Below are 20,467 nucleotides of genomic sequence, written 5' to 3'. Positions count from 1 at the left end.
ATGGCGTCAGGTGCCCAGGGGTCAGGTAGCCGGGCTGTCGCAGCTCTTCGGCGCGCGGGTGAAGGCGATCCAAGCATTGCCGGCGCGGAGGCACCCGAGCTCCCACTTCCCCTCGAAGACCTTGCCGTCGATGCTGAGCCGGCCCTGGCCATGCGGGCCGCTGAGGAACCAGCCGCCCTCATAGACCAGCCCGGCGGCGGGGACGGAGAAGCGGCCGCCGGTGAAGCGGTCCTCGTGATAGGCGCCCTCCTCCTGCACCCGCAAGCTCGCCGGCCTCGTAGTGCGAGAGGCGGCCGGTGCCCTCCGCCTTGCCGCGGCGGAGCGGGCCTTCGTAGATCATCTGCTTCTCCCGCCCGGCCTCCCGCCAGGAGTGACGGCGCGGCCCTCGCCCTCGGCCGGGCCCTCCGGGCAGGGGCCGGTCCAGGTGGCGGTCAGGTCGCGCGTCTCGGCGCTCAGGCCGCCGACCCAGAGCCAGCAGCCGCCGGCGCCGTCGCTGACGAAGCCATCGCGGCCGCCCGGGACGGCGCGCTCGGCCTCCGGCGGCGGGGCGGCAGCGCCGAGCAGCAGGGCGAGCAGCGCGAGGGCGGGGCGGGTGGCTGGCGGCATCGAGGCACGATCCTTCGGCGATACGTCCCCGTCTGCACCCGTGGCACGGCGCCCGGCAAGCATGACGTGGCGGGGGGCGCGGCATGAGCAATTGGGACCGCTTCCTCAACTCCTTCTTCAACGCCCGGGTTGCCTGGGACTACCTGCCGAAGATCGCCGACGGCTTCGTGCTGACGGTGGTGCTGGCGCTGTGCGTGATCGCCACCGGGCTGGTCGCGGGGCTGCTGCTGGCGGTGGTGCGGGCCTTCGGGATCCGGCCGCTGAACTGGCTGATCATCTTCGTGGTCGACCTGTTCCGTGCCTTGCCGCCCCTGGTCATCATCGCCCTCCTCTATTTCGGCCTGCCGGCGGCGGGGATGTCGCTGTCCGGCTTCGCCGCGACCTGGCTGTCGCTGTCCTGCGTGCTGATGGCCTTCTCCGAGGAGATCTTCTGGGCCGGCATCACCGCGACGCCGAAGGGGCAATGGGAGGCGGCGCGCTCGACCGGGCTTTCGTTCCTGAAGACCCTGGGCTGGGTGGTGCTGCCGCAGGCGGTGCGGATGGTGATCCCGCCGCTGACCAACCGGACCATCGCCATCACCAAGGGCACGGCGCTGGGCTCGGTCGTCGCGGTCTCCGAGATCCTCGGCGCGGCGCAGGCCGGCGTGTCCTTCAGCTTCAACCCGACGCCGCTGACGCTGGGCGCCGCGGCCTATGTTGTGCTGTTCGTCCCGGTGGTCATCCTCGGCCGCTGGATCGAGACGCGCTTCGCGTGGAAGAGGTGACGCGGGCATGACCCTGGACGACTTCCTCCTCGCCTTCTTCTCGCTCGAGATCCTCGAGCAGGCCTGGCCGATCCTCTGGCAGGGCTTCAAGATGACCCTGCTGCTCTCGGTCATCGTCGTGCCGCTCGGGCTGGCCGGCGGCATCATCCTGGCGCTGCTGTCCACCGTGCGGCATCCGCTGGTGCGCTGGCCGCTGATGGCCTGGGTGGACCTGTTCCGCGCCCTGCCCCCCTCGTCCTGCTGATCTTCGTCTATGCCGGCCTGCCCTTCGCCGGGCTCGAGGTCTCGGCGATCGGCGCGGTCGCCATCGGCTTCTTCCTCAATACCGGCGCCTATTACGGGAGGTCCTGCGGGCCGGGATCGAGAGCGTGCCGCGCGGCCAGCAGGAGGCCGCGCGCAGCACCGGCCTGACGCGGTGGCAGACCATGGCCTATGTCGTCCTGCCCCAGGCGGTGCGGAACGTGCTGCCGGATTTGATCAGCAACACGCTGGAGGTGGTCAAGCTGACCTCCATCGCCTCCGTGGTGGCGCTGCCGGAGCTGCTGTTCCAGGCCCGCCAGGCGCAGAGCGTGACCTACAACGCGACGCCGATCATGGCCGCGGCGGTGATCTATTTCCTGCTGCTCTGGCCGGTGGTGCGGCTGCTGAGCCGGCTGGAGAACCGGCAGCTCGCCAGCGGGCGCTGAGGCGGGACACAAGGGAAGGTTGGGGTGGGAAACAGGTGTTCCCTCCCCAAGCCCCACCCTTCCCTTTTGTGGGTCGGGTGCCGCCGCGCGGCGAGGTGCTAGACCTCGGAAAAATAGATGAGGGGTCCGGGGAGAATACCTTCTCCCCGGCCTTCCTTTCAGCCGCGGTGCTCCGGCGAGGATCGGCAGGTTGGTGGCCGGGTTGGTGTCGTGGCGGGAGAGGCGGACCGGCAGCCCCGCCAGCAGCGGCAGCAGCGCCGCCTCCAGCGCGTCGGCCTCGGCGGGCGGGTAGACTTCCCTCCCCGATCCGCAGCGCGAAGGACGCCGCGTGCTTCCGCCGCTTCGCCGGGTCGGCCAGGGTCGCGCGGGTCCAGCGGGCCAGCGGGTCGGCCTCGTCCGTGACCTCGGCCAGGTAGGCCTCGAAGGCAGAGAGCTGACTGACCGGCACCGCGTCCTGCGCCGCCAGCGCCGCGGCCAGCGGCTGCAGCGCCGGGGCGGCGAAGCCGGCCTCGGCCATCTCCTCCGGCAGATGGAGGCGGAGCTGGTGCTGCCATGCGACCGTCATCGGCGGGCTCCCCGGGTATTGCGCCAAGGGTGGGGGCGGCGCGGCGCCGGGGCAAGGACGGAAGGCGCGACCGCGGCGCGCGGCCGTGCCATGATCCGCCGAAACATGGCCAGAGGGAGCGTCGCCCGATGATCTTCCGCCAGCTCTTCGACAGCACCTCCTCCACCTATACCTACCTGCTCGCCAGCCGGCATGGCGGGGAGGCGCTGATCATCGACCCGGTGCTGGACCGGGTGGACCGCTATCTCAAGCTGATCGAGGAGCTGGACCTGCGGCTGGTCAAGGCGGTGGACACCCACCTGCATGCCGACCACATCACCGGGCTCGGCGCGCTGCGCGACCACACCAAATGCATCACCGTGATGGGCGAGCAGAGCGGGGTCGATGTCGTCTCCATGCGCGTCGCGGACGGCGACCGGCTGACGATCGAGGGGATCAGCCTCGGCGTCATCTACACGCCCGGGCATACCGACGACAGCTACTGCTTCACGCTGGAGGACCGGGTCTTCACCGGCGACACGCTGCTGATCCGCGGCACCGGCCGCTGCGACTTCCAGAACGGCAGTGCCCGAGCGCAGTACGAGAGCATCTTCAACCGGCTGCTGCGGCTGCCGGACGAGACGCTGGTCTTCCCGGCGCATGACTACAAGGGCGACAGCGTCAGCACCATCGCCGAGGAGCGGGCGCACAACCCGCGGCTGCAGGTGAAGAGCGTGGAGGAATACGAGGCGCTGATGGCGGGCCTCAAGCTGGCGAACCCGAAGATGATGGACGTGGCGGTGCCGGCGAACATGCGCCAGGGCCTGCACCAGGAGGAGGTGGCGAAGCGCGGCTGGGCGGTGGATGCGCGGGCGGCGCAGGCGATGCTCGGCCGGCGCGACGTGGTGATGGTGGATTTGCGGGAGCGCGGCGAGCGGGAGCGGCATGGCTGCATCCCCGGCGCGCTGCATGCGCCCTATCCCGGGCTGATGGAGAGCCTGGCGCCGGGCGGGATGCTGTTCGAGCTGGCGCATGCGACGGGGAAGCGGCTGGTGTTCTTCTGCGCGTTTGGCGAGCGGTCGGCGATGGCGGTGCAGGCGGCGCAGGATGCGGGGTTGCGAGACGCGTGCCATGTGGAGGGGGGATGGGGGCTTGGAAGAAGCTGGCGGGGTAAGGCTGCTGTAGGGACAGAACAGCCGCTTCCAACCCGCTGCGGACGTTCGGCTGGCGTGGCCGCAATCCGTGACGTGCTATGGACGTGATCCGCTTAACAACGTGCCTTCGAGCAAGAAATCGATGTATATTCTTCATGCCTCCCCCGGATCGAGCGCCTTCGCTCCACACATCGTCCTTGAAGAAATAGGCGTCCCCTACAAGACGGTGATGATGTCCGCTGGGCACCCCGAGACTAAGTCTGCGGAGTTCCGGCAGATCAATCCGAAGCGGCCGCATCCCCGTGCTGACCGCAGATGGGTTCCTACTTCGACCGAGGCACCCGCGATCCTTCTGCATCTCGGGCTGACCAACCCTGCTGCCGGTCTCATGGGGTCAGACACCGACAGCATCGTACGCGCGGTCGAGTGGACCAACTGGCTGTCGGGCGCCGTCCACGCAGTTGCGGTTCGGATGATATGGAAGACGGACTACTTCGTACCCGACGCTTCCATGCACGGCTCGCTTATAGAACGGGGCATGGAGCACCTGCGATCGGCATTCGCTCTGGTCGAGGACAAGATGCATGGTCGCCAGTACGCACTCGGCGATACATACTCGGTGGTCGATCCTATCTGCTTGTGTTCTTCCGGTGGGGGAACCGGATGCACATTGATATGCAAGGCCAGTACCCGACCTGGACTGCGCATGCACGGCGGCTGGAAGCACGGGACGCTGTGCAGCGCACAATCGCCCAGGAAGGCATTTCGATCTGGAAGTAAATATGCCTGCTTCCCGCCCTTCTCGGACATTTCCAGTAACGTGGTCACGACGTCATAGCTGAGTAGACGAGCTGGAAATTCGCGATGCCCCCCTCCCCGCCGCACCCTCCTCGCCCTCCCCCTCGCCACCCCCGCCCTCGCCCAACCCTCGCGCCCCATCCGCCTCCTCGTCGGCTTCCCGCCCTCCGCCATCCCCGACCTCGTCTCCCGCATCTTCGCCCCGGCGCTGACGGGAAGCTCCTCGGCCAGCCCGTCCTGGTCGAGAACCGCCCCGGCGCCGGCGGCGCCCTGGCCGCCGAGGCGCTGCTGCGCGCCCCGGCCGATGGCCAGACGCTGATGATGATGGCCCAGTACCTGCCCGTCCTGCCCGCGGTGCAGCGCGCCGTGCCGTTCGAGGTGGCGGAGGTCCTGCCGCTCGCCGGCACCGCCCAGGCGCCCGCTGATCCTGCTGGTGCCGCCCGGGCTCGGCGTCGCCGATCTCGCCGGCTTCGTCGCGCTCGCCAAGGCGCGCGGCGAGGGCCTGGCCTATGGCCATTCCGGGCCTGGCCAGCGCGCCCAACCTCTCGATGGCGCTGCTGTCCGAGAGCGCCGGCATCGCCCCTCGCGGTCGCCTACAAGGGGGAGCCGGAGGTGCTGAACGGCCTGCTGACCGGCGCGGTGCACTGCGGCTTCGGCTTCCTCGCCGGCGCCAGCGCGCAGATCGGCGCTGGCCGGCTGCGCGGCCTCGGCATCACCACGGAAGCGCGCGCCGCGCTGCTGCCGGATGTCCCCACATTCGCCGAGCTTGGCCATCCCGCGGTGCGGATCGGCGCCTGGTGGGCGGTGGCGGTCCCGCGCGCGACGCCGCCGGCGATCCAGGCCCGCATCGCCGAGGCGGTGACCCGCGTCCGCGCCCTGGCCGAGACCCGCGCCCGCCTGCAGGCGGCGGGCTGCCTGCCCCTGGACCTCGAAGGCCCGCCCCTGCTGGCGCACATGGCCGCCGAGAGCGACCGCCAGCTCAAGTTGTTCGCCCGCCTCGGCGTCCGCCCCGAATAGCCGGCGGCCAAACCCACAGAAATAGATGAGGGGGCTCGGGGGAGAATACCTTCTCCCCCGATCTTACTGCTTCCGCTCCGGCAGCTCCGCCCCCGACAGCTGCGCATAGACCCGCGCCAGCGAGCTGTCGTCGTCCCGCCCCATCCCCGCCCCGGCCGCCGCCAGGTACATCTGCAGCGAGGCCGCGGCGAGCGGCACCGGGTAGCGTTCGCTCCGCGCCATGTCCTGGATGATGCCGAGGTCCTGACGAAGATCTCGACCGCGCTGGCCGGCCGGTAGTCGCCGTCCAGCACATGCGGCATGCGGTTCTCGAACATCCAGGAATTGCCGGCGGACGCCGTGATGACCTCGTAGACCTTGCGCAGGTCGAGCCCCTGCTTGGCCGCCAGCGTCATCGCCTCGCAGGCCGCGGCGATGTGCACGCCGGCCAGCAGCTGGTTGATCATCTTGAAGGCGGCGCCGGTGCCGGCGGCGTCGCCGAGCTCGTAGACCTTCACCGCCATGGCCTCGAGCGCCGGGCGGGCGGCCGAGAAGGCGTCCGGGGTGCCGGAGGCCATGATGGTCAGCTCGCCCTTGGCCGCGCGCGCCGCGCCGCCCGAGATCGGCGCGTCGAGGTAGTGGCGCCCCGTCGCCTCAAGCCGCGCCGCGAGGCGGCGGGCTACGCCTGGGTCCATGGTGGCGGAGGAGACGAAGACCGCGCCGGGGCGCATGGCCTCCGCGATGCCGCCTTCCCCGAACAGCACGGCCTCGGTCTGCTGCGCATTGACGACGACCGAGACGACGATGTCGGCCTGCGCCACGGCGGTCGCGGCATCGGGCGCGCCGCGGCCGCCGGCTTCGGCGAAGCGGGCGATGGCGTCCGGGTTCACGTCGGTGCCCGTGGTCTCGAGCCCGGCGCGGAGGCAGCTCCCGGCCATGCCGGCGCCCATGGAGCCGAGGCCGATGACGGCGACGCGGGGCAGGTTGGTGGTCATCTCGGGGGGTCCTCCCTGGGCGGCGGGCGGTCGGCGCCGCCTGCCATGGCCCTCGATAGCGGATCGGCGCGCCAGCGTCTTGGGGCCGGCCCCCGCCGGGCGGTATGCTCCGCCGACGGGAATGGAGGCGAGGATGTCCGAGACCAGGCTGCGCGAGGCGATCTGCCGCTTCGGCCGTTCGCTGTTCGAACGCGGGCTGACCCCCGGCTCCTCCGGCAACATCTCGGTCCGGTGCGAGGATGGCGGCTGGCTGGTGACGCCGACCAATGCCTCGCTCGGCTGGCTCGACCCGGCGCGGCTGTCGAAGCTGGATGCGGTGGGGCGGCTGGTCTCCGGCGACAAGCCGACCAAGGAGATCCCGCTGCACAGCGCGGTCTACGAGACGCGCGGGGCGGCGCAGGCGATCGTCCACCTGCACTCGACCCATGCGGTGGCGCTGACCATGCTGCCGGAGATCGACCCGCGCGCGGCGCTGCCGCCGATGACGCCCTACTACCTGATGAAGGCCGGGCAGACCGCGCTGCTGCCCTATTTCCGCCCGGGCGACCCGGCCGTCGCGGACGCCATCCGCGGGCTGGCGGGGCGCTACAGCTCGGTCCTGCTGGCCAACCACGGGCCGGTCGTGGCCGGCGACACGCTGGAAGCCGCCGTCTTCGCCACCGAGGAGCTGGAGGAGACGGCGAAGCTCTACCTGCTGCTCCGCAACCTCAACCCCCGCTATCTCTCGCCGGCGCAGGTGCAGGACCTGGTCAGCCATTTCGGGGTGGAGCTGCCGGCCGAGACGCATGACCATGGCTGACCGGCCCATGTGTCGTGTTTTCTGGACCAGCCGCGGATATGCGGCAAAACTCTCAATCGACGGTAGATCAGCTTGCATTTATGAACCGGTAAGTGCACAAATCAGGTGCGCCTCCACGGATTGACACACATGCTCGGCTCCGGCGAGCTCCTGTATATCGGCATGCGGGTGGTGCTGGTCGGGCTATGGCTGATGGCCGCGCTGGCCGCCGCCCGCTTCACCCGCCAGCTGGACGCCCGGCCGCGGCGCTTGGCGCTGTGCGGGACCGTGCTGCTGGTGCTGCCGGCGGCGATGTCGGCCTACGACATCTGGGACAATGCCGTGGCGCGGCCGCTCGACCCGGTGGGCCCCGGCAGCTGGGTCTGGCTGGTCTTCGACGGGCTCGCGCCGATCTTCTGCCTGCTGCTGCTGCGCACGCTCGATGAACGCAACGCGGCGCAGGAGGCGCTGCGGACCCTTGCCGCGACCGACCCGCTCACCGGCCTCGCCAATCGCCGCGGCTTCTTCGCCCAGGTCACCGCACCGCTCGCCGCGGCGCGCCGCCAGGGCCAGGGCGCCACCCTGCTGCTGCTCGACCTCGACCGCTTCAAGGCGATCAACGATGCCTGCGGCCACCCAGCGGGGGACGAGGTGCTGCGCCATGCCGCCGCCGTGCTGCGCGGCGTGCTGCGCGCCAGCGACCTGCCGGTGCGCTGGGGCGGCGAGGAATTCGCCGTCCTCCTCCCCTTCACCACCCCGGCCGAGGCGGCGACCCTGGCCGAGCGGCTGCGCCTGGCGCTGCGCGCCAAGGTGCCGCACCCGGCCGGCGGCGATGCCGTGGTCACCGCCAGCTTCGGCCTCGCCCCGGTCGGCGGCGACGGGGCGGAAGCCGCGCTGGCCCAGGCGATCCGCGACGCCGACCGGGCGCTCTACCGCGCCAAGGCCGGCGGGCGGGACCGGGTGGTGATCGACATGGGCGAGCCGGACCCGCTGGTGGTGCCCGGCCTTGCCTGGGTCGACCCGAACTGGCGGACCCCCGCCTACCGCACCACGTAGACGTCGTAGGTCGGCCCTGCCGGCGGCCGCTGGCCGACGCCGACCGCTAGCACCCGGTTCAACCAGGCGAGCTCCGGGTCGCTCGTCTCGAAGCGGATGGCGATGCGGAAATAGTAGTCCGCCGGGTCCACCGCCTCGCCCCGGCCGAGCCGCGCCAGCACCTCGGGCGGGCCGTGCCGCACCCCGCTGTACTGCATGAAGAAATGCTGGCCGCGGTCGGTCCGCATCACCAGCCGGACATCCATGTGCGAGGTGCCGTCGGGCTCCGAGCGCAGCCAGTCGGCGGTGGTGCCGGGCACCAGCTTCGCCCTTCAGCGACGGCCCTTCGAAGCTCCCGCCGGTGACCGGGATCACCCGCAGTTCCTTGCCGCCGGAGGTCGCCGCCATCTGCGGCGCGCCGGCATGCAGGACCATGCGGAACAGGAATTCGCTGTTCAGCGGCAGCGGGGTGGTGGCCATGTTTCTCTCCCTTCCTGTCGGTCAGCGCTGCCGCCAGGGCAGCCCATCGGCCTTCCAGCCGGCGACCTTGCCGCGATGCCCCTCGGCATCCACCGGCCCCTCGAAGCCGTCGGCGACGTTGAAGGCGTGCGGGAAGCCCTCCGCCTGCGCCGCCATCCCGGCCGAGAGGCTGCGGGCGCCGGAGCGGCAGATGAAGAACAGCTTGTTCTGCGGCGCCAGCCCGGCCCGCCGCAGGTGCTCGGCGAAGGCGCCGTTGACCTGCATCGAGGGATAGACCTGCCAGGGGATCAGCAGCGGCTGCTTCCCCGCCTCCGACAGGTCGGGCAAGCCGACGAAATTCCACTCGGCATCCGTGCGCACGTCGATCAGCACGGCATCGGGGTCGGCGCGCAGCGCCTCCCAGGTTTCGGCGGGGGTGATGTCGGGCACGCCGGGCATGCGGCTACGGGCTCCTCAGTAGGGGGCGGAGCATGGAGCGGGCGGCGCGCAGGGGCAATCGGAGCGTTTTCGGACAAAGCCCCGGGCGGGCGGATCGCGGCCGGCGTCGCGACGCCTTTCGAGAGACCGACGGCGATTGCCCTGCGCATCGATCCTGCCCTAACGTCACCATCCCGGTTTCGGAAGGGACAGGCGCCGTGAAATACGGGCGAAGGGCATGACGATCCAGCTGGCCAGGGCTCCCGTCGCGCTCTCCCTGGCGCTCGGGCTCGGCGTGGCGGGCTGTGCCGATCAGGCGCCGCAGCCGATGCCGCCGCCGGCGGCCGCGATCTCGTACGACGGGACCTATACCGGCACGATCCGGGTGACCGGTGCCGCCACCAGCATGCAGGAGAGCGACTGCGCCACCGATCCGCGCTTCGCCGTGGTCGTCGCGGGGAACCAATTCTCCTTCCCGCTGCCGCACCCGGCGGCGTCGAGGAACACGCCGTCGCTGCGCCAGGTGGCGACGCCGGTCTACAATGCCTCGATCGGGCCGGACGGGACCATCAAGGGTCTCAGCAACGACACCAACACGCCGATGAGCGGGCGGGTGACCGGCACCCGCATGACTGGGCAGGTCGATGGCCTGCTCTGCAACTATGCCTTCACCGCCGACCGCGGCTGAGCCACCCGGCCGGGCGGCGTGACCCACGCCCGGGCCCCGGCGCGCGTCGGCCCGGAGCGAAGCAGCGGTGGAAGGGTGGCGGGCGAAGGCTTCGTCGGACGACATCGGCGGGGGCTCCGTGGCCGCGGCAGGACGGAGCAGGATAAAGGATTATATTCCTTTCCGCAATCGGAATGCGGCCCGGCTGCCTGCCCGGAGCCAGAGGCGCCTTCCAGGCCGCGGGCAGGCCCCGCCCTTCAGCGCCGCTCCGGCAGCATGGCCCCGGCGGGCCCCGCAGCACGAGCGTGAGCAGCTCCGCCTGCCGATGCGTGCCGGTGCGCTCGAAGGCCCGTTGAAGCAAGGTCTTCACCGTGTTGACCGTGACGCCCATCGCCTCCGCTGCCGCCTTGAGGTCGCGCCCGGCCAGCAGGTTCAGGACCAGCTCGGCCTCGGCCGGCGGCAGGTTGTGCAGCCGCCCGACCAGCGCCGCCGCGGGCACCTGCCGCAGCTCCGGATCCGACAGGACGAGGAGCGCCGCGGCGGCGGTGCCCGGCTCCCCCAGCCGCCGGCCGAGGCCGCGCGCCGCAGCGGCGCCACCAGCACGGACAGCGCCGCGCGGCCAGAGGGACGCGGCAGCGCCAGGGCGCCGCCGCCATCGGCGGCGCGCTCGCCTGCCGCCGTCGCCAGGCCGTCGCGCCGCAGGGCGACGGCGGCCGCCCCCGCGATGAGCCGCGCCAGGGCAGAGGCCTCGGCGGTGCGGGCGGTGCGAAGCGCGCCGCCGCGGGCGAGCGCCAGGCCATCGGCCTCGGCGAGGATCGCGCGGGCTGCGGCATTGGCGTGCAGGACGCGGCCTGCCTTGTCCGCCAGCACGATGCCCGGCGCGAGCGCGTCGAGCGCCGTCAGGCTCGCGCCGAGGCGGTCCCGCAGCGCGCCGAGCCGCGTCGCCACCCGCAGCGCCCGCTGGAGGTGCGGCGCGATGGCGCGCAGCAGTGCGGTCTCGCCATCCTCGAAAGCACGGGCCCGGTACAGGCCGACCACCGCGTACCCGGCCGTGTCCTTGACCAGCGGTGTGACCAGCCCGTCCCAGAGCTGCTGCGGCCGGAGGAAGTTGCGGTAGATCGGGTCCGCCATCCAGGCATGGTCCGGCACCACGGCCTGACGCCAGAGCACCTCGCCGGCGCGCATGGCGTTGAGTTGGCGGATGTAGTCGTTCTCCTCGGCCGAGCCATGCTCGGCCGCGAACCGGGCGAAGAGGTCGCGATCGCACCGGGAGGCCTCCAGGAGATGCGGGCCGCCATCATGGTGGTTGGTGGCAAGCAGGGCGCTGGCGCCGCCGAAGGCATCCCCCAGCTGCGCGAGCGCCTCCGGCCAGAAGCCCGGCTCGAGCGCCGCCTCGTGGAAGGGATCGGTCAGCGACAGGATGCGGTCGGTGTCCATCGGCGATGGGGATCCCGGCCCGAGGGGTGTCCGGGAAGGGTTGCATGCTATGGAATGCGATCCGCAAGGCGCGCGGCCGTCACATGACACCAATGTTATCGAGGCTGGCGAGGATGGCTGTCCGCAACTTCCCGGCATGTCGGGCGCGATGCGCCGGCGGGGGGGAGACTGCCGGGCCCGGGCCTCCTCGCCTGCTGACGCCCCGCGCCGCCGGCGGGCCGTGGCCGCCGCCTGTCATCCGTCCGGGTGACACGCTCCGCCCGCCGAGCGGGCCAGCATGCCTCGGCGTCCACCGCCACGAGGCGGCCGCGCATCTGAGCACGCGATTGAGGAGGCCCAAGCCATGGTGCGAAACGGATTCACGGATGTGACAGGCGACGGCAGGGCCGATGCCGTCGTGGTCAATGCGGACACGGTCACGGTCCGCATCTCGTCCGGCGACGACTACTTCGGCTTCTACCCGAACAAGGACTGGACCCACGGGCCCTATTACGGCCTCGTCGACGGCGGCGTGCACTTTGCCGATGTGGATGGCGACCGCCGGGCCGACGCCATCGTGGTGAACGGCGACACCGTCACGGTGCGCCCCTCGGACGGCCGCCAGTTCACGGCCAACGAGGACTGGACCCACGGCGCCTACTACGGCACGCGCGGCACCTTCTTCGCCGACGTCACCGGCGACCACCGGGCCGACGCCATCGTGGTGAACGACGACACGGTCACGGTGCGCCGCTCCGACGGCACCCAGTTCACGCCCAACGAGGACTGGACCCATGGCGCCTATTACGGCAGCCGCGGCACCTACTTCGCCGACGTCACCGGCGACGGCCGGGCCGACGCCATCGTGGTCAACGACGACACGGTCACGGTGCGCCGCTCCGACGGCACCCAGTTCACGCCCAACGAGGACTGGACCCATGGCGCCTATTACGGCAGCCGCGGCACCTACTTCGCCGACGTCACCGGCGATGGCCGGGCCGACGCCATCGTGGTGAACGACGACACGGTCACGGTGCGCCGCTCCGACGGCACCCAGTTCACGCCCAACGAGGACTGGACGCACGGCGCCTTCTACGGCTCGCTCGGCACCTATTTCGAGGACGTGACCGGCGACGGGACAGCCGATGCCATCGCGGTCAACGCCGGGGCGGTGACGGTCCGCCCGTCGGATGGGGGCCAGTTCCTCGGCAACCAGGACTGGATCTCGGGCGGTTACTGGGGCTCGCTGCACAGCTATGTCGGCGGCGAGCGCTGGGACCCGCTGTTCTGACCTGAGCGCCGGCCCACCCAAGCCGGCCGGTGCCGATGGGCCGGGCCCGACCTGGCCCATCCATCCGCCGGCGGACGGGGCGCTCCGGCCGGCATCGGCGGCCGCGCAGCCGGCCAGCCCCGGCCCGTATGCCGGCGGGCGGGGCACCGGCCGGACGCGGCACGCGCGGCCCGGCGGATCCGGCGCCGCGGCAAGGTCCTGGGCGGAGGGTGGTGCGCGGGGCCGCGGCCGGGCAGGCTGCCCATGCGGCACTCCCGCACGCGCGGTGCCCTTCCCCCTGCCCCCTTGCGGCCCCATATGCAGCGGGTGACCGCAAAATATCCCCCCATGCCGCCCCAAGCCGCCGAAGACGCCGCCGCCCAGGCCGCGTCCCTGGCCGAGGATGTCGCGGCCGAGCTCGACGCCGTCCTCCTCACCCACTTCCCCGATGCCGATACCCTCGACCTGCTGCGGCCCGGCGGGCCGGACCTCGCCACCAGCCGCGCGGTGAACCGCGCGGTGGCGGCGACGCTCGCCGCCGAGGGGGTCGAGATCTTCGTCCAGACCGCCGATCGCGGCGCCTTCCGGCGCTGGCTGCAGGACCACCCTGACAGCGCCGAAGCGCGCCGCGCCTGGGTCGACCGCGGCCGGGTGCTGCGCGGCGCCGCGGCGCACCGGCTGCTCGGCATCGCCCCGCCCGCACCGCCGCCGCCGCCCGCCAGGTTCCCCCAGGCCCCCGGCCCGGTGGCCGACCGGCTGCTGGCGCTGCTCGAGGCCGATGACGGCGGCGCGATCGACGACCTGGTGCAGGCGCTGCTCGAGGCCGGGCGGGCCGACATCCTCGACCTCGCCCTCCGCAAGATCGGCCACCGCTATGGCGACGACGCGTCGGACGAGTTGGAGGGCAACCTGCTGGCCGCCGCCGAGGGCGCCCGCATGGGCCCCTCCGGCTGGGCCGAGCTGGTGACGCTGCCGGTGGCGCTGCCGCCCGAGGGCATGCCCGACGCCGCGGCGATGGGCGCCAGCCTGGTCGCCGCCGGCCTTCTGGCCGAGACGGTGGAGGTGCGCTTCCTGCCCGGCTGGCGCTCGCCCGACGCGGTGGCGGCGCTCTCGCCCATCGCGCTGCGCCGGGTGCTGCTCGACCTGCTGGCCGGGGAGGAGCCGCGCGACCTGCCGCCCGGCGACACTGACGCGCTCGGCCAGCGCGGCTTCGCGGTGCTGGTCGGGCTGCAGCTCGATTGGGCGATCCCGAGCTGGGAGACCATCACCGCCGAGGGCCCGCCCGACGCGCCGGAGGAGGACGAGGACGGCACGACGCCCGAGCAGGCGCGGCGCGCCGCGCTGTTCGACGGCTGGCGCGGCGCGGTCTTCGAGGCGAGCGGCGGCGGCGTGCCGCTGGCCCTGGTGCCACCCTCCGAGGTCGGCGCCGAGATCGCCGAATTCCTCGAGGAAGCGAGCGGCCATGTCGGCGGCCTCGAGGAGATCCGCGACTTCGTCGCCCGGGCGCGGGACGAGGCTGGCGGCGAGGCGGTGGTCTGCCGGGCGGAGGTGGTCGGCGAGGCGCTGGAGCTGGCGATCTACGGCGAGAGCGGCCGCTTCCTCGACAGCCTGACCCTGCCCGCCGCGCGGCTGCCGGCGCGGGCCGAGGAGATGCCGCGGCTGATCCAGGGCTTCGTCCGCATCGTCAAGGACGCGCCGGGGCGCTGACCGCGCGCCGCGCGGGGGCGCGCTGATCAGCGCCCGACGGCGGCCAGCACGAAGCCGAGCACCCGGTCGGCGGCGACCATGGTCGTCGTCATGTCCGGGCGGGACCAGGTGCGGCGGGCGGTGCCGGCCGGGTCCTGCAGCCGGGTGAGGCCGCCGGGCCGCACCAGGTCATAGGCGTCCCAGCCATAGCTGGCGCCCGCCAGCACGCTGTGCCGCACCGCTTCGGGCTGCGGGAAGGCGGCGGCCAGCCGGGCGCAGTCGGCCGGCTGGTTGGCGGCGTCCTCGTCGCCATGCAGCAGCAGCACCGGCCCCGCCGCCCTGGCCGCGGCGGCGGCCAGGGCAGCGTCGCAGCCGGGATAGAGCAGCGCCAGCGGCAAGCCCGCCGCCATCGCCGCTTGGCCGAGCAGGGCTGCGCGCCCGCCCTCCCCCAGACCCACCACCGCAAGGCGCCGGGGATCGAGCCTGGGGTCGGCGTCGACCGCCGCGACCGCCAGGGCCAGGCGGGCGGCGGCGGGCGGCAGCGGCATGTCCTCGGCCAGGCCGCCGAGGAAATCCGGCTCCAGCAGGGCGATGCCGTTCTCCAGCAGGCGCTGGCCATAGAGCGCGCTGCGCGGGCCGAGGCCATCGGCATCCGGCAGCAGCACCACCACCGCCAGCGGCCGGCCGGGCGCGGCGCCGGGCGGCAGGGTCAGGGTGGCGGAGGTGCCGGGGCCGATGCGGACCAGTTCGGTCCGGGTGTCGAGGCCTGGCATCCGCTCCTGCGCCGCGGCCAGCCGGGCGGGCAGCAGCAAAGCGAGGAAGGCGGAGGCCATGCGGATGCGGCGGCTGGTGGTCTGTCGCGGCATTGGCCCGTCTCCGTTGCGGGTTATCCTGCGACGGATGTTGCCGTAAGCGAACCAGTAACGACGATGCGCCAGCGCACATGGTCGTTAGGATATTGTATCGCGATGGCGCGACCGGTCAGCCTCGGATGCGGCCGGACGCGTCGCGCCAGATCCGGCCACGCGCCCGCACCGGATCGAGCAACGACCAGTCGCCCTGCGGCAATCCGTGACCCTTCGGGAAGGGCGGGCGCGGCTCCATCCCCAGCGAGCGCATCACCCGGTCGTCGCGGTAGTAGCATTGCAGGACGAGGCGACCGAGGGCGGCGAAGCCGGCGCTGGCCTCGGCCCGCAGCGTGGCGCATGCCGCATCCTGCCGCGCCGCCGGCAGCGCGGCGAAGCCGCCGCCGGCGATGCGGTCGAGCAGAGCGAGCGTGTCGTGCACCGCCTGCGCGTCGCGGCCGAGGCTGCGGGCGATGTCGGCCTGGACCAGTGGGTCGTCGGCGCCCGGGACCCCGTAGGCCGCGCTGGCCGGGATCATGCGGGCGCAGAGCGCGGCGAGGGTACGCGCCTCGGCCTCCGTCAGATGCGGGTCGCCCCAGGCGGGCGGCGGGGCGGTGGTGGTGTTCGACATGCCGCGGCCTCCTCAGTCGAACAGGGTGGCCAGGCGCTGCTTCATCTGGTCGGCGACATAGAGCGCGAGCGCCTGGATGGTGGAGGTCGGGTTGACCCCGCCCGAGGTGACGAAGATCGAGCCGTCCACGATGAAGAGGTTCCGCACGTCGTGGCTGCGGCCCCACTCGTTGACCACGGAGCGGTCCGGGTCGGTGCCCATGCGCGCGGTGCCGAGCAGGTGCCACCCCGAATTCGGCGTCGGCGTCAGCGTGCCGATATCGGTGGCGCCTGCCGCCAGCAGGATCTCGCTGGCGCGGGCCACGCCGTGCGCCATCATCCGCTTGCTGTTCTCGGACAGGGTGTAGTCGATCCTCGGCGCCGGGATGCCGTGCGCGTCCTTCAGCACCGGGTCGAGCGTGACCCGGTTGTGCTCCTCCGGCAGGTCCTCGCAAACTGCGGCGATGCGGAGGCGGCGGTTGAACAGCCGCTCGCGGAAGGTGCGGTGATGGTCCTCGCCCCAGGGCAGCCGTCCCTCCTCGGTCGCCGCCACGGCTTCCGAGACCACGCCGCTGCCGCGGAGGAATGCAGGGTGTAGCCGCGCAGGAAGCCGCGCGCGGGATCGGTCTCGTAGAACTCCTTGCTCCAGAGCGAGAGCGGCAAGCCGCGATAGCCGTCGATCTCCTCCGCGGCGAAACCATAGGCCTGGGCGAAGGGGTGGAACATCAGGTTCCGCCCGACCAGGCCGGAGGAATTGGCGAGGCCATTGGGGTATTTGCCGGAGGTGGAGTTGAGCAGGATGCGCGGCGTGCCGACGCCGTTGCAGGCGAGGATGACGATATGCGCGGGCTGGAAGCATTCCGCGCCCGCGGCGTCGTAGTAGACGGCGCCGGTCGCCATGCCCGCCGCGTCGGTGGTGATCTCCCGCACCCGGCAATCCGGCCGCAGTTCCACGCCGGCGCGGAGGGCGGCGGGCCAGTAGGTGATGTCGGGCGAGGCCTTGGCCCCTGCGCGCAACCATGCGTGCAGTGGCCGAGGTTGATGCAGGGCGCGCGCCCCTCGTATTCCGTCGTGGCGAGCGCGGTGTCGGAGGGCCACCAGTGCCAGCCCAGCCGGTTCATCGCCCCGGCGAAGGCGGCGCCGGACCGGCCGAGCGGCAGCGGCGGCATCTGCGGCTGGCGCGGCGGGAAGCCCGGGTCGCCCGCCAGGCCGGAGACGCCGACCATCCGGTCGTTCTCGGCGAAGTAGGGCTCCAGCGTGTCGTAGTCGATGGGCCAGTCATCGGCCACGCCGTCCAGCGTGCGGACCCGGAAGTCCGAGGGTGCAGCCGCGGGAAATGCCCGGTGTAGATGATGGTGCTGCCGCCGACGGCGTTGAAGTTCAGCACCTTGATCGGCGAGTTCGCGTCATTGACCGGATAGTCCGCCGGCCGGGCGCGGCGGTTGGGCGAGGTGGCGAAGTCGCCGAACTGCCGGGCCTCCCAGTCGCGGCCGTTGCTGGGATAGTCCGTCGGCTTCATCCAGCCGCCCTGTTCCAGGCAGAGGATCTCGCATCCGCGTGTCGGCCAGGCTCCAGGCGACTGCGGCCCCCGACGCGCCGGCACCGATGATCAGGACGTCGACGGGATCGGTCATGCGGCGGGACCCAATCTGCGCGGGGTGGAGCCAGCGGTCACGGCATCAGCCACGCCATTGCGCTCCCGCCCGGTCGCGCCTGTCAAACCATTCCGGCAGCCCCGTTGACGGCCGGCCGCGCGGCGCGGAACAAGGCCGCATGACCACTCCCCTCCGCCTCGGCATGCTCACCCCCTCCTCCAACACGGTGCTGGAGCCGCTGACGGCCGCCATGCTGGCCGCGCTGCCCGGCGCCTCGGCGCATTTCGCCCGCTTCCGGGTTGTGGCGATCGACCTCGGCGATGGCTCGCGCGCGCAGTTCAACCTCTCCCCGGTCGTGGCGGCGGCGGAGCTGCTGGCGGATGCCAAGGTGCATGCGATCTGCTGGAACGGCACCAGCGGCTCCTGGCTCGGCCTGCAGCAGGACCACGCGCTCTGCGCCGAGATCACCGCTCGCACCGGCATCCCGGCGACCACCGCGACGCTCGCCCTGATGCGCGCCTTCCAGGCCCTCGGCGCGAAGCGGATCGGGCTGGTGACGCCGTATCTCGCCGAGGTGCAGCAGGCCATCACCGCGCGCTGGGCCGCGGCCGGACTCGACTGCGTCACCGAGCGGCACCTGGAGGATCCCGGCAACTACAGTTTCGCCGAGCACCCGGAGACCACGGTCGCCCGGCTGGTGCGGAGGTCGCGGCGGCGCGGCCGGAGGCGATCGCCATCCACTGCACCAACTTCCGCGGCGGCCGGATCGCCGCGGGGCTGGAGGCCGAGCTCGGCATCCCGGTGCTCGACAGCGTCGCCGTCTCCCTCTGGGGCGCGATCGGCACGGCTGGCGCGGACGCCTCGCCATTGGCGGCGCAGGGGCGGGTCTTCGGCCTGCCCTGGTAACCTCCCGCCGCGGTGGGTTGCCGGTGCGGATGTTATATCATAACATCCGTCCATGCCGCGTCGCCTCCTGCCGCTCCTGCTGCTCTCCCTGCCGGCCGCCGCCCAGCCGGCGGCCGAGCCCGCGCCCGAGGCCACCCTGCCCGACCTGGTTGTCGAGGCGCAGCGCGCCGCAACGGCGCGGCAAGGCATCCTCGCCCGCTTCGGCAGCCGCGAGACCACGGTGGACCGCGAGACGATCGAGGCGCTGCCCGGCGGCGGCGCCCAGCCGCTCAACCAGGTCCTGCTGCAGACCCCCGGCGTGGTGCAGGACAGCTTCGGGGAGGTGCATGTCCGTGGCGAGCACCGCAACCTGCAATATCGCCTCAACGGCGTCGCCCTGCCCGAGGGCCTGTCCGGCTTCGGCCAGGTCTTCGACGCCCGGGCGATGCGCAGCGTCGGCGTCCTGACCGGCGCGCTCCCCGCGCAATCCGGCTTCCGTACCAATGCGGTGATCGAGCTCGAGACGCGCAGCGGCGCGCTCGACCCGGGCGGCAGCATCGGCGTCCAGGGCGGCTCGCGCGGCACGATCCAGCCCTATGCGAACTGGGCCGGCTTCCTCGGCGGCTGGGACGTCTTCGCCACCGGCACCTTCCTGCGCAGCGACCAGGGGATCGAGAACCCGACCAGCAGCTTCACCGCGATCAATGGCCAGACGCAGCAGACCCGCGGCCTAGCCTATGCGGCGCGGCAGCTCGACGACACGACGCGGCTCTCGGTGATCGCCGGCACCTCGCTGAACCGCTTCCGCATCCCGGTGACGCGCGGGGTGGAACCGGAATCCACCGCCTTCGGCCTCTCGGACTACGACAGCGCCGCGCTGCGCGCCCGGCAATGGGAGCGGAGCTGGTACGGCACCGCGGCGCTGCAGAAATCCTGGGGCGACGTCGATGTGCAAGTGGCGCCCTTTATCCGCTCATCCTCCATCCACTACGTCCCGAGCGTGGTGGGCGAGACGGTGATCAACGGCGTGGCGTCGGACGTCTATCGCGGCAGCCTGGCGATGGGGATGCAGTCCGACGCCGCCTGGCGCGTCGCCGCCGACCACACGCTGCGGGCGGGGTTCCAGTTCACCGGGGAGCGCGCCCGCTTCCGCAGCGCCACCACGGTGCTGCCGCTGGATGGCGCCGGCAGCGCCATCGACGACCCGCTGACGCTGACCGACCGCTTCGGCCGCACCGGCTGGCTCTATGGAGGCTATGTGCAGGACGAGTGGCGGCTGACCGAGGCGGTGACGCTCAACCTCGGCCTGCGCTGGGACCAGATGGCGGAATACGTCACCGCCGGGCAGCTCTCCCCGCGCGCCAACCTGGTCTGGCGGGCGAGCGAGACGACGACGTTGCATGCCGGCTACGCCCGCACCTTCACCCCGCCTGCATCTGAGCTGGTCTCGAGCGGCACCATCGCGCAGTCCCAGGGCACCACCGGCGCCGCCCCGGGCACGCAGAACGACCCGGTGCGGCCGGAACGCGCGCACCGCTTCGATGCCGGCGTGTCGCAGAAGCTGGGCGAGAACCTCACCCTCGGCGTCGATGCCTACTACAAGGACGTGCGCGACCTGCTCGATTTTGGGCAGTTCGGCAATGCGCTGATCTTCACCCCCTTCAACTACCGCCAGGGCAAGATCTACGGCGTCGAGTTCAGCGGCAATTGGCGGACCGAGCGCTGGCTGGCCTATGCCAACCTCGCGGTCAGCCGCTCCGCCGGACGCGACATCACCTCCGCGCAGTTCACCTTCGACCCGGCGGAGCTGACCTATATCGCCGGCAAGTATGTCCGCACCGACCACGACCAGCTCCTCACCGGCTCGGCCGGCGCGGTGTGGAAGGGTTGGGAGGGCGGGCGCCTGTCGGCTTCCATGCTCTATGGCAACGGGCTGCGGAAAGGCTTCGCCAATTCCGAGAAGATGGCCGCCTATGCCAGCTTCAACTTCGGCGTCGCGCAAGATTTCGAGGGGCCGGACAAGGGCATCTGGACCGCGCGGCTCGACCTGATCAATGCCTTCGACACCGTCTACCAGCTGCGCGACGGCAGCGGGATCGGCGTCGGCGCGCCGCAATCTGGGCTGCGGCGGACGGTGCTGGCGGGGCTGAGCCGGGCCTTCTGACGCCGGCGCCGGGCTCCCGCCGGCGTGACAAGCGGCGCCCGCCTGCCCTGCGGAAGATCAAACCCTCTGCCCGCCGC

General features: G+C 72.2%; 23 protein-coding genes and 2 pseudogenes. 14 read left to right on the top strand and 11 right to left on the bottom strand.

Features of this window, described 5'->3' with window-relative positions; translation table 11 throughout:
- Positions 1–21: 21 nt before the first annotated feature.
- The gene (locus ACQ86J_RS30645) at positions 22–264 is read right to left on the bottom strand and encodes a hypothetical protein (protein ID WP_431272758.1); all 243 of its coding nucleotides are present in this window, start codon (positions 262–264) and stop codon (positions 22–24) included.
- Between the two features lie 72 nt (positions 265–336).
- Complete coding sequence (locus tag ACQ86J_RS30640) at positions 337–606, bottom strand: hypothetical protein (RefSeq protein ID WP_431272757.1); 270 nt, start codon at positions 604–606, stop codon at positions 337–339.
- A gap of 83 nt (positions 607–689) precedes the next feature.
- Between ACQ86J_RS30640 and ACQ86J_RS30635 the strand changes: the two genes are divergently transcribed.
- From ACQ86J_RS30635 to ACQ86J_RS30605, 7 genes and pseudogenes are all read left to right on the top strand, one after another.
- Positions 690–1,370 carry an amino acid ABC transporter permease gene (locus ACQ86J_RS30635; RefSeq protein WP_431268465.1) on the top strand — a complete coding sequence of 227 codons (681 nt, stop codon included), beginning with the start codon at positions 690–692 and terminating at the stop codon, positions 1,368–1,370.
- 7 nt (positions 1,371–1,377) lie between these two features.
- Complete coding sequence (locus ACQ86J_RS30630; protein ID WP_431268464.1) at positions 1,378–1,614, top strand: hypothetical protein; 237 nt, start codon at positions 1,378–1,380, stop codon at positions 1,612–1,614.
- Positions 1,615–1,738: 124 nt separating this feature from the next.
- Positions 1,739–2,056 carry an ABC transporter permease subunit gene (locus tag ACQ86J_RS30625; protein WP_431268463.1) on the top strand — a complete coding sequence of 106 codons (318 nt, stop codon included), beginning with the start codon at positions 1,739–1,741 and terminating at the stop codon, positions 2,054–2,056.
- Positions 2,057–2,749: 693 nt separating this feature from the next.
- The gene (locus ACQ86J_RS30620; protein ID WP_431268462.1) at positions 2,750–3,862 is read left to right on the top strand and encodes an MBL fold metallo-hydrolase; all 1,113 of its coding nucleotides are present in this window, start codon (positions 2,750–2,752) and stop codon (positions 3,860–3,862) included.
- A gap of 756 nt (positions 3,863–4,618) precedes the next feature.
- Positions 4,619–4,894 (top strand): annotated as a pseudogene (locus tag ACQ86J_RS30615) (tripartite tricarboxylate transporter substrate-binding protein); the annotation flags it as partial.
- Positions 4,895–4,985: 91 nt separating this feature from the next.
- Positions 4,986–5,171, top strand: coding sequence for a hypothetical protein (locus ACQ86J_RS30610; RefSeq protein WP_431272756.1), 186 nt, complete (start codon positions 4,986–4,988; stop codon positions 5,169–5,171).
- Positions 5,165–5,569 carry a tripartite tricarboxylate transporter substrate-binding protein gene (locus tag ACQ86J_RS30605; protein ID WP_431272591.1) on the top strand — a complete coding sequence of 135 codons (405 nt, stop codon included), beginning with the start codon at positions 5,165–5,167 and terminating at the stop codon, positions 5,567–5,569. Before ACQ86J_RS30610 ends, ACQ86J_RS30605 begins: the two co-directional genes overlap by 7 nt.
- Positions 5,570–5,871: 302 nt before the next feature.
- Here ACQ86J_RS30605 and ACQ86J_RS30600 read toward each other — a convergent pair.
- Positions 5,872–6,486, bottom strand: a pseudogene (locus ACQ86J_RS30600) (NAD(P)-dependent oxidoreductase); the annotation flags it as partial.
- 190 nt (positions 6,487–6,676) lie between these two features.
- On the opposite strand from ACQ86J_RS30600, the gene ACQ86J_RS30595 reads away from it, so the two are divergent.
- On the top strand, positions 6,677–7,342 hold the full coding sequence (locus ACQ86J_RS30595; RefSeq protein ID WP_431268461.1) for an aldolase: 666 nt from the start codon (positions 6,677–6,679) through the stop codon (positions 7,340–7,342).
- Between the two features lie 129 nt (positions 7,343–7,471).
- Positions 7,472–8,377, top strand: coding sequence for a GGDEF domain-containing protein (locus ACQ86J_RS30590; RefSeq protein WP_431268460.1), 906 nt, complete (start codon positions 7,472–7,474; stop codon positions 8,375–8,377).
- Here ACQ86J_RS30590 and ACQ86J_RS30585 read toward each other — a convergent pair.
- Together ACQ86J_RS30585 and ACQ86J_RS30580 are read right to left on the bottom strand one after the other, a co-directional pair.
- On the bottom strand, positions 8,362–8,676 hold the full coding sequence (locus ACQ86J_RS30585; protein WP_431268459.1) for a DUF3237 domain-containing protein: 315 nt from the start codon (positions 8,674–8,676) through the stop codon (positions 8,362–8,364). The two genes, ACQ86J_RS30590 and ACQ86J_RS30585, sit on opposite strands and share 16 nt — an antisense overlap.
- A gap of 181 nt (positions 8,677–8,857) precedes the next feature.
- Positions 8,858–9,274 (bottom strand): rhodanese-like domain-containing protein, encoded by a 417-nt coding sequence (locus tag ACQ86J_RS30580; protein WP_431268458.1) that lies wholly within the window; start codon positions 9,272–9,274, stop codon positions 8,858–8,860.
- A gap of 217 nt (positions 9,275–9,491) precedes the next feature.
- Between ACQ86J_RS30580 and ACQ86J_RS30575 the strand changes: the two genes are divergently transcribed.
- A complete protein-coding gene (locus tag ACQ86J_RS30575; RefSeq protein WP_431268457.1) occupies positions 9,492–9,941 on the top strand; it encodes a hypothetical protein in 450 nt (149 codons plus the stop codon).
- Positions 9,942–10,352: 411 nt separating this feature from the next.
- On the opposite strand, the gene ACQ86J_RS30570 is transcribed toward ACQ86J_RS30575, so the two are convergent.
- Positions 10,353–11,357, bottom strand: coding sequence for a hypothetical protein (locus ACQ86J_RS30570; RefSeq protein WP_431268456.1), 1,005 nt, complete (start codon positions 11,355–11,357; stop codon positions 10,353–10,355).
- Positions 11,358–11,700: 343 nt separating this feature from the next.
- Between ACQ86J_RS30570 and ACQ86J_RS30565 the strand changes: the two genes are divergently transcribed.
- Positions 11,701–12,627 carry an FG-GAP repeat domain-containing protein gene (locus ACQ86J_RS30565; protein ID WP_431268455.1) on the top strand — a complete coding sequence of 309 codons (927 nt, stop codon included), beginning with the start codon at positions 11,701–11,703 and terminating at the stop codon, positions 12,625–12,627.
- 327 nt (positions 12,628–12,954) lie between these two features.
- Complete coding sequence (locus tag ACQ86J_RS30560) at positions 12,955–14,313, top strand: hypothetical protein (RefSeq protein WP_431268454.1); 1,359 nt, start codon at positions 12,955–12,957, stop codon at positions 14,311–14,313.
- A 26-nt stretch (positions 14,314–14,339) separates the two neighbouring features.
- Here ACQ86J_RS30560 and ACQ86J_RS30555 read toward each other — a convergent pair whose 3' ends face one another.
- The 5 genes from ACQ86J_RS30555 to ACQ86J_RS30535 form a co-directional block, all read right to left on the bottom strand.
- Positions 14,340–15,158, bottom strand: a complete 819-nt coding sequence (locus ACQ86J_RS30555) for a dienelactone hydrolase family protein (RefSeq protein WP_431268453.1) — start codon at positions 15,156–15,158, stop codon at positions 14,340–14,342.
- Positions 15,159–15,273: 115 nt separating this feature from the next.
- A complete protein-coding gene (locus ACQ86J_RS30550; RefSeq protein WP_431268452.1) occupies positions 15,274–15,768 on the bottom strand; it encodes a gluconate 2-dehydrogenase subunit 3 family protein in 495 nt (164 codons plus the stop codon).
- A 12-nt stretch (positions 15,769–15,780) separates the two neighbouring features.
- Entirely contained in the window at positions 15,781–16,155 is a 375-nt protein-coding gene (locus ACQ86J_RS30545; RefSeq protein WP_431268451.1) for a GMC oxidoreductase, read from the bottom strand.
- On the bottom strand, positions 16,149–16,844 hold the full coding sequence (locus ACQ86J_RS30540; RefSeq protein WP_431268450.1) for a GMC family oxidoreductase N-terminal domain-containing protein: 696 nt from the start codon (positions 16,842–16,844) through the stop codon (positions 16,149–16,151). The genes ACQ86J_RS30545 and ACQ86J_RS30540 overlap by 7 nt, the downstream gene beginning before the upstream one ends.
- Before the next feature lie 19 nt (positions 16,845–16,863).
- Positions 16,864–17,265 (bottom strand): hypothetical protein, encoded by a 402-nt coding sequence (locus ACQ86J_RS30535; protein ID WP_431268449.1) that lies wholly within the window; start codon positions 17,263–17,265, stop codon positions 16,864–16,866.
- A gap of 254 nt (positions 17,266–17,519) precedes the next feature.
- Between ACQ86J_RS30535 and ACQ86J_RS30530 the strand changes: the two genes are divergently transcribed.
- Together ACQ86J_RS30530 and ACQ86J_RS30525 are read left to right on the top strand one after the other, a co-directional pair.
- Positions 17,520–18,290 carry a maleate cis-trans isomerase family protein gene (locus ACQ86J_RS30530; RefSeq protein ID WP_431268448.1) on the top strand — a complete coding sequence of 257 codons (771 nt, stop codon included), beginning with the start codon at positions 17,520–17,522 and terminating at the stop codon, positions 18,288–18,290.
- Positions 18,291–18,299: 9 nt separating this feature from the next.
- The gene (locus ACQ86J_RS30525; protein ID WP_431268447.1) at positions 18,300–20,390 is read left to right on the top strand and encodes a TonB-dependent receptor; all 2,091 of its coding nucleotides are present in this window, start codon (positions 18,300–18,302) and stop codon (positions 20,388–20,390) included.
- The last annotated feature ends 77 nt before the right edge of the window (positions 20,391–20,467 follow it).

Source organism: Dankookia sp. P2, from assembly GCF_050632255.1.
GTDB lineage: Bacteria > Pseudomonadota > Alphaproteobacteria > Acetobacterales > Acetobacteraceae > Paracraurococcus.
This window is presented reverse-complemented; position numbering and strand designations above follow the sequence as displayed.